This is a genomic window from Nitrosopumilaceae archaeon AB1(1), assembly GCA_033471095.1.
In the GTDB taxonomy this organism is placed as follows: domain Archaea; phylum Thermoproteota; class Nitrososphaeria; order Nitrososphaerales; family Nitrosopumilaceae; genus Nitrosoabyssus; species Nitrosoabyssus spongiisocia.
Genome location: CP136752.1, coordinates 985,576 through 1,000,756 on the forward strand (window position 1 = coordinate 985,576; position 15,181 = coordinate 1,000,756).

Sequence of the window (15,181 nt, forward strand, 5' to 3'; positions counted from 1 at the left end):
ACTTAAAAAGTTTGTAAAATCACGAATATAATCATTTAAAAATATGCGTATTTGATTTTTTTATTATGAAAAAGATTTATTTTTTTGATGAAGGTAAGGGGATCTCTCGTAAACTTTTGGGTGGTAAGGGACATGGTCTTTGTGAAATGACTAGATTACACCTTCCTGTGCCTCCAGGTTTTGTCATTACCACTAACGTATGTAAAGAATATTATACAAATAATAGAAAACTTCCAAAAGATCTAACTGTACAAATTAAAAAAAATATATCTAAAATTGAAAAATTAACTGGAAAACAATGGGGGCATGGCTCCAATCCGCTACTTGTATCTGTACGCTCTGGAGTTGCAATTTCAATGCCTGGTATGATGGACACTATATTGAATTTAGGATTAAATGATACTAGTGTAAATAATCTTGCTAAAAAAACAAACAACGCACGATTTGCATGGGATTCTTATCGTAGATTCATACAACTTTTTGGCAAAGTTGTATTTAGTGTTAAAGATGAACACTTTGATAAAATTTTAAATGCTGCAAAACGTTCACAATCTGTCGCATCTGATGGCGACTTGAATGTCAAATCATTAAAGAATGTTGTATCTTCGTATAAGAAAATTTGTAAAAAATATTCTGGAGTTGCATTCCCAATGGATCCTTACAAACAATTAGATCTTGCAATCAAAGCTGTATTTAGTAGTTGGATGGGGGAGCGTGCAATCGTTTATCGTACAAAAAATAATATTACTTTGGACATTGCTGATGGCACTGCTGTTAATGTCGTGGCTATGGTATTCGGAAATATGGGTCCTACTAGTTCCACAGGGGTGGTTTTTACTAGAAATCCTGCAGATGGCTCAAACAAACTATTCGGTGAATATCTTGTAAATGCACAGGGCGAAGATGTTGTCGCCGGTGTCCGAACCCCAAAACCAATTCATAAAATGAAGTCTGAAATGCCATCTCTTTACAAAAAATTAACAACATTGTGCTCTAGACTTGAAAAACATTATCGCGAACCTCAAGATGTAGAATTTACCATTGAAGATGGTAATTTTTACTTGTTACAAACACGTTCTGCTAAAATGAATGCGTTGGGAATGATAAAAACCTCTACTGATATGGTCAAAGAGGGTCTGATTGATAAAAAACAATCTATTTTGCGTCTTAATGCTGAACAAATTGAGCAACTCTTGCACAGAACTTTGGATTCTACTGATGCTAAAAAACATGTTCAAATAACTCGTGGTATAGCAGCATCTCCTGGTGCAGCTACTGGTAAAGTAGTCTTTGATGTTAAACGTGCTATGACTTTGGGTGATTCTGGAACTAGCGTGATTCTTGTTCGACAAGAAACAAAACCTGAGGATGTACCTGCATTCTTTTCCTCTGTTGGTATTTTGACTAGTCAAGGTGGTAAAACATCACATGCTGCTGTAGTTGCAAGAGGTATGGGCAAGTCTTGCATTGTGGGTTGCTCAAACCTGCAGATCGATTACGCATCTAAAAAATTCAGAGTAGGTAAGATTATCATATCTGAAGGTGATGTAATTACTATTGATGGTAGTTCTGGCATAGTCTACAAGGGAGCAGTTGACACCGTTGAGCCTAAAATGACTAAAGATTTCACCACTATACTGAATTGGGCACGTAACTACAAGCGTCTTGGCGTACGTGCAAACGCTGATACTCCTCTTGCTGCATCTACTGCCAAAAAGTATGGTGCTGAAGGTATCGGATTGTGTCGAACAGAAAGAATGTTCAACGCCAAAGATAGAATTGGTTTGTTTGTTGACATGATTATGGCCAAAACAGATTCAGAACGTAAAATAATATTGGATAAACTTGGCCGACTCCAAAAAAGCGATTTTATTAAAATATTTACCACGATGGCCGGACACAAAGTTACAATTCGTTTATTGGATCCACCTCTACATGAATTTCTTCCAAACCCTGAAGATCTTGCTAATCGTGTACGTTTACTGAAGAAAAAACGCTCTAGTAAACTAAAGAAAACCGAAGAAATGCTTGCCCGTGCACGTGATCTATCTGAAATTAATCCAATGATGGGACATCGTGGAGTTCGAGTGGGAATTACATATCCTGAAATTTATACGATGCAGATAAAAGCAGTACTTGATGCTGCAGCATACTTGAATAAACGTAAAATAAACGCTAAACCACAAATTATGGTCCCGCAAGTAAGTAGTTTTGAAGAATTACAAAGTATCAAAGATATATTTAATGAACTGAAAGCAGATATAGAAAAACGTCAAAAGATCAAACTTGCGATAAACTTTGGAACTATGCTTGAGGTAGTTAGAGCATGTCTGATATCCAGTGATCTTGTAACTATATCTGAATTTTTCAGTTTTGGAACAAATGATCTTACTCAAGCTGTATTTAGCTTTAGCAGAGAAGATGTTGAAGCTAAATTTATTCCTGAATATATAGAGAAGAATCTGTTAGAGACTAACCCATTTCAATCCATAGATACTCATGGTATGGGATCATTAATGTCACTTGGCGTTGCAGGTGGTAGAAAAATAAAACCTAATCTTGAGGTTGGTCTGTGTGGGGAACACGGCGGTGATCCTAAATCTATTGAATTTTGTCATAATCTGAAAATCAGTTATGTCAGCGCATCTCCTCATAGAATTCCTATTGCAATAATTGCCGCAGCTCAGTCTGCTCTACTGAATAATAAGCGTCGTTAACTCTTTATTTGATATTGTTTATTACCTGTGATTTAATAAAAAACACTGTCAGGTTAGCCAAGTGGTACGGCGACTGTCTCGAGATCATAGTGACAAGTAAGCAGTTGTGCATCTGCACGCAGGGGTTCGAATCCCTTACCTGGCGCCATATTATTTGGATCTCATTTGCTTCATTTTTAATCCCATTTTTTAGAATTATCACATATATGTGAAATAAGACTCTATTGTAACTTTGGATGTTATTAGTGATTTTTAGTGATGTGATACTCTTACATTTCAACTTTGTCCAAACAACAAATAAGGAAAATTTGGTAAAAAGTGACAGACATAGAAATTTAGAATTATAGTATTTGAGATATATATAAAGAGTGAAAAGGTAATTGCGATGGATGTATTATTAATGATGATCTTTACTGTCAATAACATGATCACATATGTTAATAGGTCACCGCCTTTTTATGACTATATTTTGTGGTCTTTTCCTAGTTTATGCCCTCATTATAGGAGTATTAGGTTTTAGCGCATATAAAATAATCAAAAGTGTGAATAAGCGTAGAAATAATTAGTATACTGTTGTAACAAATCAAATATTATGATTCAAGCTACAAGTTTGTACCATTATGTGACTGGTAGTAAATTTAAATCTTGTACATCTATACTTATTCATGTAGGTGTATTTTTTTATCTTTTTAATTGCATTGACACCGGTTTCAAATAATACCTCATTTATGAATAGCACCAGAAATACAAAACCTAAAATAATTATTTTAAATGCGATTACTACTAATCTTATAGATTTATACTATATTGTATTTCATTTCTTCTAGTATTGAATAACAAAAAACGACAAATTCTTGTGATTGGAAATAATGAAAATGCATCTACCCCTGAGATGGAGGCATTGGCATATGATACTGGCAAAGAAATCGCAAAATCTAATTCTGTATTAATTACTGGTGGTCTAGGTGGTGTGATGAAATCTGCTTCAAAGGGTGCACACGATTCAGGTGGTCTAGTTGTGGGTATCATACCACAAAATGATCCTTCGTTCGCAAACGAATTTTGTGATATAGTGATACCCACTGGAATTGGACTATCTAGAGATTATATTAACAGTCTCTCTGGTGATGGAATTATAATAATTGGTGGTGGTGCAGGTACATTATCTGAGATGTGTGCTGGATACATGTTTGATAGACCAATGGTGTCTTTGAGAGACTCTGGTGGTGTTGCCGCAGAATATGCTGACAGATATATTGATAGTAGAAAAAAGAATAAAATTATTGCTGTTGATACTCCGAAAGATGCTGTATCTACTATAATTGATTTAATTACCACTTAACATTGGATCTGGGCTATAAAATGAACCGTGCATCTCTTCCAATTTTTTTAATTGATCTACGATTTTATTCAGATCATATTTTTTCATAGTCTCAAAAAGCGGTTTTCGAAGTCCTAATCCTAATTTACAAGCTTTTCTNATCTCAACCATGTCACTTGCACCATTTGTAATTAACCATGCAGCATTATTTCCGATATTGCCTAACATCTGGATTGGATCACAATTTGCAGCGAGTTTTTCTGATAATTCTACCCTTTCATATTTTTCTTTTGAATATTTATAAAAACCCTCTCCTGATTTTTGACCTAATTTTCCTGCGTCAAATAACTCTTTAATTTTTGGGTGCGGTCTTAATACTTTTTTATCACGTAGATATAATTCGACTGTGGCCTTGTGTATTACATCCATACCGGTGAAATCTGCCAATTCAAATATACCCATTGGGAATCCTAGGCTATACTTTACGGCAGAATCTATCTCTTCTAATTTTATTCCTTGTCTCTCCATTACAAAACATGCCTCATGTACTAGTGGTATGAATAATCTATTCACTATGAATCCAGGTATATCTCTTCTACACAGTACCGTCTCCTTACCTAGAGATTTTACAAATTCCAACATTTGATCTCTTACACTTGGTGTGGTTTTTTGTCCAGGTATTACCTCTACTAATTTCATTAACTGTGGTGGGTTGAAGAAATGAACTCCTACGAATCTGTCTGGTCTGCTAGTTGTCTGTGCAATCTCTGTAATTGGAAGTGTACTTGTATTTGATGCAAATATGACACTCTCATCTGCTATCGAATCTAGTTCTGCGTATACTTTTTTCTTTAAATCTATAATCTCTGGCACCGCCTCTATTACCATCTGTGATCCTTTGATGGCATCCTCAAGTTCCACATGTGTTTGAATTTTGGATATTATCTTACCGGCTTCACCAGGATTTATCCTACCTTTTGATTCCATCTTCTCTAAACTCCATTTTATTTTCCCCATTGCGTTATCTAGAAATTCTTGTTTAATATCGCGTAGTGCAACGTTGTATCCGGCCATTGCTGATATTTGAGCAATACCATGACCCATAATTCCTGAACCTAAAACAGCAATGTTTGATAGTTTCATGTTTTTTTAAAATTAGTATCCTTTATAATACATTTTATTAATAATGTTCTATATGGGATTATTTGGTAAAAAGAAACAAGTCAACTCTACTAAATGCAATGTGTGTAATTTAGAATTACACACTAGTGAACGCCTAGAAAGACACATGAAAAAAGCTCATGGAAATGTACCTGAGAAGAAACCTGAAACTGGAAATCCTGGTGAAGGTGGATTTTGGTAAATGGAACTTGGCGAATCTAAACAACATCTTTTGATTTTTGGTGGTATTTTAATTACAATTGGAATTATAATGTCTACAGTTGTATTTCCATTTTGGAATTTAATTCGTGAAGATGTATATGAAGATGTTATCATACTGTCTAACGATGATGGTATCTGTTATGCCGTAACTACTGATGATATTCCAAAAACAATACAAAACTGTGATAAAAACACTGGTGATTCAGTGACTATAAAATTCGGTAAAGATCTTGCATGGGCAGAGATCATATCCCCCTAGAATATCGTATGTGACTTAAATATTAATAATTATGGAGCCAATGGCGGGATCTGAACCCACGACCTTTCGCTTACAAGGCGAATGCTCTACCAGGCTGAGCTGACATTGGCACTTGTACTAAATTGGTTAAATATGGTTTAAAGTGTTATGAGTTATTTTTGCTTTTTATATGAAAACCTCAACATAGATTGATGGTTTTTGACGATGATGAAAGTAAGAGTAAATCCAATCTCTTAAAATTTATCAAAAAATGTGTATTTGCTTTGGTAGTTATTGTAGTCACACCAACAGCAGTCGGACTCCTTACAAATCAAGGAAATTTCAGTGATATTTATGTGAATACCGACATATCTGGACCAATAACAAACATCTATGGGGCTATTGCCATATACGGTTCGGGCGCAATAGGTGTGGTGATGGGATTGAAATCACTCCAGTATGTGTTTAAATCTTCATGACTAAATCGTATACAGATCTAATCATATATCTCTGTGCAGGATTGACCCTGTATTTTTTATTAACAGTCCAGTCTCTAGATGTGATGTCACATGGTATCATTTTATTTTGGTATTCCTCTATGTCACTTGACATAATCTATACAATTAAAAATGTTCAATATATTCAATACGAGTCTAGTGGATTATTACGATTTTATTTGAAAAAATTTAATATTATTGGTGGTACCACACTGCAAATTTTTACCGAACACTCTCTAGTTTTTCTACCACTGTTGGTATCATTATTAATGAATCATATTTTTAATATTGATGTGATACACTCTGGTTTCATACTCACCCTTGTTATACAGGTTTTAGTGGGAATGTATCATGTATGTGGTGTGATTTTAAATTTCAAATTTATAAAAAGGTGCAATAGTGGATAATATTTTTGCAGGTGTATCTGCTTTCAATGATACACATTTTCTTATGAATTTTATACGTTTTTCCAAGTCACTATACACATCTTGTATTCCAAGTACTTTTGTTGCACGTGATATATTTGCACTATTCTCTATCAATTCCTCTATGTTGTCCGGACTGTGTCTGTCTTTCAATTGATTATATGTAAATACTGACTTTGTAGTTATATCTCCGCTCTTTGATACTATCTCATCAATATTTGTAATTCTACGATTTTTTTTATTATTTTTAAGAATATTCCTTGTATGCACTACAAACCATAAATCTGCTAATTGATTGGGACTTACTCCAAACTGATCCTGTGTCAGTCTTCTCAACCCTGACTCTGAACTTTCCTCATGAAATGTGAAAATATGCCCATGACCGCTTGGTCCATACTGAAACACCAATTTTGCCTCTATACCTCGAACCTCACCTACAATGGTCAATGTGGGTATTGCTCTTAGACTGAGTTTGAACAAATCACTCATTGTAATTTCTGTACTCTTGTTTCCTGTTATAGCTGTTCTTGTTGTATAATTTTCAGTTAATTTATGCGGGACTTGTAACTCTTGAGAATCTTCTATTGTAATTACATGCATTGTAGGGTTTGACACACACAGTAGTGTATTGAGAAGTGTAGTTTTACCTGTTCCAACATTACCTGCGATCATATAAAATGCGTCACTGTCATGCATCATCCAAATATATGCAATAATTATTTCATTTAATGTTCCTTGCATCAACAAATCTACTATTGTATATGGTTTTTCTGGGAATTTTCGTATATAAAAAAAAGTTCCCTTTTGTGATATTGTCTTATCCCACCCTACTGTTAATCTATGTGCATTTGCAGTTCTAGTGTAAATTATTGGATTTACAAGTGATGGTGATATTGACATCTCTTGCATAATTGATTGAAGTAAATCATTGAGTTCTGTATGCGTGTTAAATTTAATATTTGTATTTAAAAATACAAACTGAGAAAATTCTTTATGAGATACTGCAATATTTTGTTTATACTGCGAACAGACTATGTCCTCAAGATTTGTGTCTTTCATAAGTACACTCAATTTTCCATACTCTACTAGATCTCGTTTTAGTGCATACTGTATCTTTTTCCACTCTGCTCTCAAAATGTTGTTCTTATTGGTAGATCTAGATTCTATTTCTATTGCTTTTCTAATGATTTCTAATTTACTGGATTCTGACACATCCACTGGAAAATCTGCTTGTATACCTGGCATCATTTTTTGCAATATATCATACGCGTCTTTAGATAGCATTGGTTCTTGAACTATATACTTTCCATTCTTTGTAATGTATACCGTAGCCTGATCCACGTTATACTGTTCTAGTATATCCTCTGCCTTTGTGGTGTTGTCATATAATGCCTCAAATTTAAAATCATCATTTATTTTTTCTACCTTTATCATAAAACACATTGTCAATATTCTATTTAAGATACAAAATATCTTGCTAAATTATACGACACTCATTTTCAATTTTTCAGTGCATGGTTAATCCTTAATGTGATTTTTAAAATTGTATTCAAAGTATATGTCTGGAATTATTACTAAAACTTGATTAATATCCACATTTGTACTTTATCATGGGATTATTTGGGAGTAAGGAAGATCCAAAAATACTATTCAATAAAGCCATGGTTCTCTTTCGTGCAGGTCATCATAAAGCATCTCTGGGATTGTTTAATAGTTTATTAAAATCTGATCCTAAACATGTTCCTGCTTTATACACCAAAGGTTTAGCACTAAATGCTATACGCAAATATCATGATGCTGCAATCTGTTTTGAAAAAGTTTTGGAGATAAAAGACGATGCAAGAGCTTGTAATAATTTAGGTATTGCACTATCTGAGATGGGGAATACTACTGAAGCACTAGAAATGTATGATCGTGCGCTATCTATTGACAGTAAATATGCTTCTGCCATGTACAACAAGGGAATTTTATTTGATAAAATGTCAAAATTCGATGATGCGCTTGATTCTATAAATTGTGCTATTAAAGCCGATTCAAAAAATAACCGTGCGTTGTTTTACAAGGGTTTGATTTTAGGTAAATTAAAAAGACATAGTGAGGCATTGGAAAGCTTTACTCGTTTATGTAAACGTGATCGTAATAATCAAGATGCCCTATTTCACAAGGGTATTGAGTTGGGTTCCTTGAATCTTCATCAGGAGGCACTTGATGTGTTTGACACACTCTTGGATAATTATCCAAAAAGTGCTAGTCTGCTTTATGCCAAAGCTAGAAGTCTGGTTGCTCTGAATCATCTTGATGAAGGATATGTTTTTACAAAACAGGCCCTCTCTAAAGACTCTAAGAGAATTAAAAAATGGGCTGTAGATGATGATATATTTACAAATGTTGATGATCCGAGATTTGAAAAACTGTTCTATTAGAAAATTTTTTCCAATACTGAATCCAATCGCATAATGGCCACTTTGCGATCAGGACCACGTAATCTTGCCTCATATACTGGAATGTATACTTTGTTCACTTTGATTATTTGCAACTCTTCATGTAAATCGCGTATGCTGTGATTAATTTCAGACTTTATTTTTTCCTTTAATTTGTTTACTGCATCTTGAATTGATATTCCTGGTTCAATTACTTGTACTTTTGAATCTAAAATTTGTTGTGTATTTTGTTCTTGTTTTTGTTCTGCCACATCATAGGGAAATTTAATTTCCATTCCACGAATTCCAAACGCACTTTCTTCTTCTTGTTCTACAAATATGTGTTCGTCAAGTTCTAATTCTATTTTGTTATTTCCTCGTCCTCTAGTTATTACTTTGACAAGTCGTGATTTGTCTTTGATGGGAAATGTTTTCCCCTCTAAAATCACTTCTTTGACATTTTGATCTACTGTTATTGTATGAGTGGCTTTTTGAAAATAATTTGCCAAATATTTTATTTGAACCACAAGTATTACTTCATAATGAAATGTTATTTCTGTAATTATAATTTCATCTTTATTTGGCCTCTTTAGTAAACCTCCAAACGAATCGGTTTTTTTATCCTCAAATACCTCTCTGGCTTTTTCCTCGTCTAACTGCTTTCGTAATATGACGGTCTTCGTCGGTCTCTGTTCCATGTGAATACGTTATTGTCTGATTATGATTAAAATCTTTTGTTATGATTAATGATTAATAATTTGTAATTTAGGATTATTCTGTTATTCATGTCTTTTTACCCATGACCTGTAAAGATTATTAATCACTAATTTGGTTCTATATGTATGGGTCGAAGAAAAACACAAAAAATAATTAAAACAAAAACACGAAACGTAACTACAGGTATGTGCGCTGAGTGCAGAACTATAGGTAAAATTTTGATTCTAGGCAAGCCTGGTGAGGAACGTGCAAAATGCTTAGCGTGTAACCAAGAATTTGAACTCTGACTTGACATAATCGTCAAAAGATATATTTGTAGATTTTTAATACTATCAATCACATGGATGGTATCTTTGCTACATCGATAAATTGTATTGATGGTCGTATTCAAAATGCTGTTTCAGATTGGATCAAAAAAGAATTCTCTGTAAATTATGTTGACACTATTACTGAACCCGGTGTAGATAAGCGAATATCAGATTCAAACATTGCATCGTCATTAAAACAAAAAGTTTTAATCTCTACCAAAGTACATAATTCAAAGTTTATTGTCATTTCTGGTCATTATGATTGTGCTGCAAATCCGGTATCACAAAAAGAACATACTGATTGTATACTGCATGGTATGAAAATTATCAATTCATGGAATTTTGATGCAAAGGTTGTGGGACTTTGGATTGATGAAAAATTTCAGATTGTACCTATAACTGATCTCTGATAATTTAAATTATTTTTTTAATCCTATACATCATTAATTTTTCTTCAATACTGTAAATTTTTAGAATTCTACTTGAAATATGATGCGTGTATAATGTATCATAAATTAATGTGCCAAGTTGTGTTGATCATAAAGCAATAACTTTTTAAGGACTTTTTATTTGATAAAATTGTTGGAAAAAAAGACTAAAACCATTTATGATCGTGCAACAGCACTGGAAAAGGAAGTCAAAGTCCTACGTATGGAAGTAGATATTTTGAAAAAAGCACTACGTAATAAAATTGCGCGCCACGAAATATCTGAGATAAAAAAAGGTGCCAACGTATCTACTATTCTATAGCAAATGTGCTAATCGATTAATGTATAATTCTGGTTTTTCAATCTCTTGTGTTGATGGTACATTCTCTAATACATGATTAAATGTGTTGTTTGAAAATTTTTCATATACAACTTGGATAAAGTTTTTACCAATGTTCTTCTTAATCCAGTATGCTGACTCATCCATACCTGCAAACATAGTTATGTATTTTTTAAAATCTATGTCATTTTTTAAAATATTTTCGACAGCAAATTCTGCCATACCTTCGGATGTAGTAAACCTAGCATGATGTTTTTGAATAGGCGATAACCATTTTTGATATGTTTCTTCTAATTGTGGTAATAGATCTTTGATTTTAGGATCAATTTCTATATGTGAATATGTCATAACTTGTGGACCGAGTATATTTGTGACAAAATTATCTGGGTTTAACATGAAAAATAAATTTGCTCGCTGAGCTGTGGGAAATTCTTTTGGCACTGCCTGCAACTGTAGATAATCTGAGAGTTTAGATACTGTTTCATCTTTTAAATTTAAGATGATTTCTGCCAATTCCTCATTTATTGAATTAACAGATATAACTGCCTGTTTATTGGACTCGTGCAGACTAGTCTGCATAGAGTGTACAGTCTCCTCTAGTATGGTTCTCTTTAGTGCTCCCAAGTATCCTGATTTCACCCCTTCTAAATTTCTCTCAAATGGTTTTCCAATTTTGTATAAAATAATTTGTGGATAACTCTCTAAAATAAAACGATTCAAATACACTACTGAATCCATATAGTCTCCATATGTGGTTGATATTTTTGAGAGATATGATTTTGCATAGGTTGAATATACAAAAAATTTAATTGGCTCATTTTGAACTAATTTTGCAACACCTGCTCTATCTTCTTCAATCACAGCATCGAATAATTCTTCTACAAACTGCTTAGAATTTATAGTTGCAAAAATTTTTTTACCCTTTAGTTTTTTAAAGTCATTCAATTTAGGGTATTCAATTTTTAAATTATCTGACACTGATATGTGTAAAAACTCTTCTGCCTTTTCTTTCATTATTTCAAATAATTCACTTGAGATATCTTCTAATTTTTCAAACTGTGTATTTAATTCTGTTTCATCTTTGATTTTTGACATCAAATCTGCAATTACTTTTTCCTCATTCGTTTCGACGTCAAGTTGATCAAAAAGTGCATCGGCGAATTCCTCATACTCTGTCATAAATAATCTAATATTACAAATATAATTAAACTATGTGAATTTCTATGATATTATTTATCTATAAAGTTTTGAATTTCTGAATTGCAGCACCTGCCAAATCTTCTAGATTTACTCTGTCTTGTGTGGGATCCTTTGTAGCCACTGCCTTATCATACGTTGTGGAATTATCACTGTGCAAATTATTCATATCTATAGTATTGATGAATTTCTCTGTCTGTGATAGTAATTTCTTTACATCGTCATCTGTATGCGCATAAGAATAGGCCCCAAGTTTACCGGGAGANAAAAATATCTTAGAATTTGTGATCAACCACATATGGTACAAATGTAATAATTGTTGATTTGCTCCAAATGCTTGATGAGCATTTTCAATACTATCTCTATTTGTAAAATGTGTCATGAATAATGAGCCCTTGCCGGTAGTCTTTACCTTTCCATCAAATAATCTCTCAATATTTTTTCTTGTTTTCTCCCCCATACCGTTAATCTTACTGTACAGCGTGTCATTATTCTCTAGTATTTTGAGAGTTGCATATCCTGCAGTCATTGTAGATGGATTTGCGGAAAATGTACCACCACCAACATAAGCACGTTTTGATTTTTCAAACAAGTTTGTATCTGCATATTGCATAATCTCTTTCTTTCCACAAATTACCCCTATGGCTAATCCACCCCCCACAATTTTTCCAAGTGTGATAATATCTGGATCCAATTTCATTTTGGTGTATAATGGACCAAAATGAAATCGAAATCCTGTTACAATTTCATCTAAAATTAATAACGCATTTTTCTTATGTACATACTCTTGTAGCCCGTGCAAGTAATCTATATCTGCAGGTATGCATCCACCACCGCCTAAAACTGGTTCAACAATTATTCCTGCCAAATCTGTTGCAGTATCTAATATCTTGATAGAGCCTTCTAGATCATTATACGGAATAGATATGAGATGCTCTTCATTAATTATTCCACTACTCTCCGGTTCGTTCAGTGGCCAATTTACACTCTTGAGTAGATCCGATGTGTAACCGTGCCAACCACCATCAATCTTTGCTATTGTTTTTTTTCTGGTATATGATCTTGCTAATCTTAATGCGTACATTGTAGCTTCTGTTCCTGATGTGACATAACGAATTTTTTCTGCTACTGGTACAGCCTTTTGTAAAATTTCTGATAATAATATTGTGTCGTGATTCACTGTTCCATACATCCAACCATCTTTCATTTTATCTTGTAGTGCTTTTGTAACATCTGCATTGGTGTGTCCTAAAATCAAACTCCAATGACCCATCCAATAATCGATGTATTTGTTTTCATCCACATCTACAAGTTTCTGATTTTTAGATTTCTGTACAACAAATGGATATGGTTTGAAAAATCTAATATTGTGACTTACCCCATTTACGTGGAATTTTGTAGATTTTTTAAACAAAATTTTTGATTTTGGAGTTTGTTTTGTATATTTCATATACATCACATCTTCAATATTTGCTATATTATCGCCCAAATTCTATCAGAATATCTAATTTCGCTATGGTTTATATATATTGAATAAATCTAGACCTTATACGCAACTAATGTGCGGCGTCTGTGATGAAGTATGGCATATGCCACTTTATGATTTACAGACCTCCAGTTGCGCATACAATATGAGGATATCATCTAACGATTTTATCTGATTTGTGAAGATTATGTGCATCCGTCCAATTCCAATATGTACTTTTGATGATTCAGAATCCGGTTGATCCTGCCGGACCTGACTGCTATCGGATTGATACTAAGCCATGCGAGTCATTGTAGTAATACAAGGCAGACGGCTCAGTAACACGTAGTCAACCTACCCTATGGACAGGAATAACCTCGGGAAACTGAGAATAATGCCTGATAGATCATAATGCCTGGAATGGTTTATGGTTCAAATGATTTATTGCCATAGGATGGGACTGCGACCTATCAGTTTGTTGGTGAGGTAATGGCCCACCAAGACTATTACAGGTACGGGCTCTGAGAGGAGTAGCCCGGAGATGGGTACTGAGACACGGACCCAGGCCCTATGGGGCGCAGCAGGCGAGAAAACTTTGCAATGTGCGAAAGCACGACAAGGTTAATCCGAGTGATTTCTGCTAAAGAAATCTTTTGTTAGTCATAATACCACTAATGAATAAGGGGTGGGCAAGTTCTGGTGTCAGCCGCCGCGGTAAAACCAGCACCTCAAGTGGTCAGGAGGATTATTGGGCCTAAAGCATCCGTAGCTTGGTCTATAAGTTTTCGGTTAAATCCATACGCTCAACGTATGGGCTGCCGGAAATACTGTAGACCTAGGGAGTGGGAGAGGTAGACGGTACTCGATAGGAAGGGGTAAAATCCTTTGATCTATTGATGACCACCTGTGGCGAAGGCGGTCTACCAGAACACGTCCGACAGTGAGGGATGAAAGCTGGGGAGCAAACCGGATTAGATACCCGGGTAGTCCCAGCTGTAAACTATGCAAACTCGGTGATGCGTTGGGTTATGCCCAGCGCAGTGCCGCAGGGAAGCCGTTAAGTTTGCCGCCTGGGAAGTACGTACGCAAGTATGAAACTTAAAGGAATTGGCGGGGGAGCACCACAAGGGGTGAAGCCTGCGGTTCAATTGGAGTCAACGCCAGAAATCTTACCCGGAGAGACAGCAGAATGAAGGTCCAGCTGAAGACTTTACCAGACAAGCTGAGAGGTGGTGCATGGCCGTCGCCAGCTCGTGCCGTGAGATGTCCTGTTAAGTCAGGTAACGAGCGAGATCCCTACCATATAGTTGCCACTACTACTCTCAGGAGTAGTAGGGAGAATTATTGGGACCGCCACAGTTAATGTGGAGGAAGGAAGGGGCCACGGCAGGTCAGTATGCCCCGAAACTCTGGGGCCACACGCGGGCTGCAATGGTAGTAACAATGTGTTCCAAATCTGAAAAGAGGAGGTAATCCTCAAATGCTACCTCAGTTATGACTGAGGGCTGCAACTCGCCCTCACGAATATGGAATCCCTAGTAATTGCGTGTCATTATCGCGCAGTGAATACGTCCCTGCTCCTTGCACACACCGCCCGTCGTTTCATTGAAGTTTGCTTTTAGCGAGGTAATGTCTAATTGGCATTATCGAACTTGAGGTAAGTGACAAGGGAAAAGTCGTAACAAGGTGACCGTAGGGGAACCTGCGGTCGGATCACCTCCTTAA

The 15,181-nt window shown here is 35.0% G+C and carries 14 protein-coding genes, 2 tRNA genes and 1 rRNA gene; 11 read left to right on the forward strand and 6 right to left on the reverse strand.

Annotated elements, in window-relative coordinates:
• Positions 1–65: 65 nt before the first annotated feature.
• The 3 genes from ppdK (at position 66) to R1F52_05855 (ending at position 4,059) form a co-directional block, all read left to right on the forward strand.
• The gene (gene ppdK, locus R1F52_05845) at positions 66–2,717 is read left to right on the forward strand and encodes a pyruvate, phosphate dikinase (GenBank protein WOV92633.1); all 2,652 of its coding nucleotides are present in this window, start codon (positions 66–68) and stop codon (positions 2,715–2,717) included.
• Between the two features lie 47 nt (positions 2,718–2,764).
• A tRNA-Ser gene (locus tag R1F52_05850) sits at positions 2,765–2,865 on the forward strand.
• Between the two features lie 681 nt (positions 2,866–3,546).
• On the forward strand, positions 3,547–4,059 hold the full coding sequence (locus R1F52_05855; protein WOV92634.1) for a TIGR00725 family protein: 513 nt from the start codon (positions 3,547–3,549) through the stop codon (positions 4,057–4,059).
• Here the strand turns inward: R1F52_05855 and R1F52_05860 are convergent.
• Positions 4,045–5,181 (reverse strand): 3-hydroxyacyl-CoA dehydrogenase family protein, encoded by a 1,137-nt coding sequence (locus tag R1F52_05860; protein WOV92635.1) that lies wholly within the window; start codon positions 5,179–5,181, stop codon positions 4,045–4,047. The genes R1F52_05855 and R1F52_05860 overlap by 15 nt on opposite strands.
• 52 nt (positions 5,182–5,233) lie before the next feature.
• Between R1F52_05860 and R1F52_05865 the strand changes: the two genes are divergently transcribed.
• Both R1F52_05865 and R1F52_05870 read left to right on the forward strand, forming a co-directional pair.
• A complete protein-coding gene (locus R1F52_05865; GenBank protein WOV92636.1) occupies positions 5,234–5,401 on the forward strand; it encodes a hypothetical protein in 168 nt (55 codons plus the stop codon).
• Positions 5,402–5,680: a hypothetical protein gene (locus R1F52_05870; protein WOV92637.1), complete on the forward strand. Its 279-nt coding sequence runs from the start codon at positions 5,402–5,404 to the stop codon at positions 5,678–5,680. It abuts the gene before it with no gap.
• Between the two features lie 32 nt (positions 5,681–5,712).
• Here the strand turns inward: R1F52_05870 and R1F52_05875 are convergent.
• Positions 5,713–5,790 (reverse strand) — tRNA-Thr (locus R1F52_05875).
• Positions 5,791–5,871: 81 nt separating this feature from the next.
• On the opposite strand from R1F52_05875, the gene R1F52_05880 reads away from it, so the two are divergent.
• Positions 5,872–6,138, forward strand: a complete 267-nt coding sequence (locus R1F52_05880) for a hypothetical protein (protein WOV92638.1) — start codon at positions 5,872–5,874, stop codon at positions 6,136–6,138.
• A gap of 386 nt (positions 6,139–6,524) precedes the next feature.
• On the opposite strand, the gene R1F52_05885 is transcribed toward R1F52_05880, so the two are convergent.
• Positions 6,525–8,015, reverse strand: coding sequence for a type II/IV secretion system ATPase subunit (locus R1F52_05885; protein WOV92639.1), 1,491 nt, complete (start codon positions 8,013–8,015; stop codon positions 6,525–6,527).
• Between the two features lie 176 nt (positions 8,016–8,191).
• On the opposite strand from R1F52_05885, the gene R1F52_05890 reads away from it, so the two are divergent.
• Entirely contained in the window at positions 8,192–9,004 is an 813-nt protein-coding gene (locus tag R1F52_05890; GenBank protein WOV92640.1) for a tetratricopeptide repeat protein, read from the forward strand.
• Here the strand turns inward: R1F52_05890 and R1F52_05895 are convergent.
• Entirely contained in the window at positions 9,001–9,699 is a 699-nt protein-coding gene (locus tag R1F52_05895) for a hypothetical protein (GenBank protein ID WOV92641.1), read from the reverse strand. The two genes, R1F52_05890 and R1F52_05895, sit on opposite strands and share 4 nt — an antisense overlap.
• Positions 9,700–9,843: 144 nt before the next feature.
• Here R1F52_05895 and R1F52_05900 point away from each other — a divergent pair, with 144 nt between their 5' ends.
• From R1F52_05900 to R1F52_05910, 3 genes are all read left to right on the forward strand, one after another.
• Entirely contained in the window at positions 9,844–10,005 is a 162-nt protein-coding gene (locus R1F52_05900; protein ID WOV92642.1) for a hypothetical protein, read from the forward strand.
• A gap of 53 nt (positions 10,006–10,058) precedes the next feature.
• A complete protein-coding gene (locus R1F52_05905) occupies positions 10,059–10,436 on the forward strand; it encodes a carbonic anhydrase (protein ID WOV92643.1) in 378 nt (125 codons plus the stop codon).
• Between the two features lie 172 nt (positions 10,437–10,608).
• A complete protein-coding gene (locus R1F52_05910) occupies positions 10,609–10,776 on the forward strand; it encodes a hypothetical protein (protein ID WOV92644.1) in 168 nt (55 codons plus the stop codon).
• Here the strand turns inward: R1F52_05910 and R1F52_05915 are convergent.
• Both R1F52_05915 and R1F52_05920 read right to left on the reverse strand, forming a co-directional pair.
• On the reverse strand, positions 10,771–11,973 hold the full coding sequence (locus tag R1F52_05915; GenBank protein WOV92645.1) for a hypothetical protein: 1,203 nt from the start codon (positions 11,971–11,973) through the stop codon (positions 10,771–10,773). The two genes, R1F52_05910 and R1F52_05915, sit on opposite strands and share 6 nt — an antisense overlap.
• A gap of 58 nt (positions 11,974–12,031) precedes the next feature.
• Entirely contained in the window at positions 12,032–13,480 is a 1,449-nt protein-coding gene (locus R1F52_05920) for an aminotransferase class III-fold pyridoxal phosphate-dependent enzyme (GenBank protein ID WOV92646.1), read from the reverse strand.
• Positions 13,481–13,707: 227 nt separating this feature from the next.
• On the opposite strand from R1F52_05920, the gene R1F52_05925 reads away from it, so the two are divergent.
• Positions 13,708–15,178, forward strand: a 16S ribosomal RNA gene (locus tag R1F52_05925).
• The last annotated feature ends 3 nt before the right edge of the window (positions 15,179–15,181 follow it).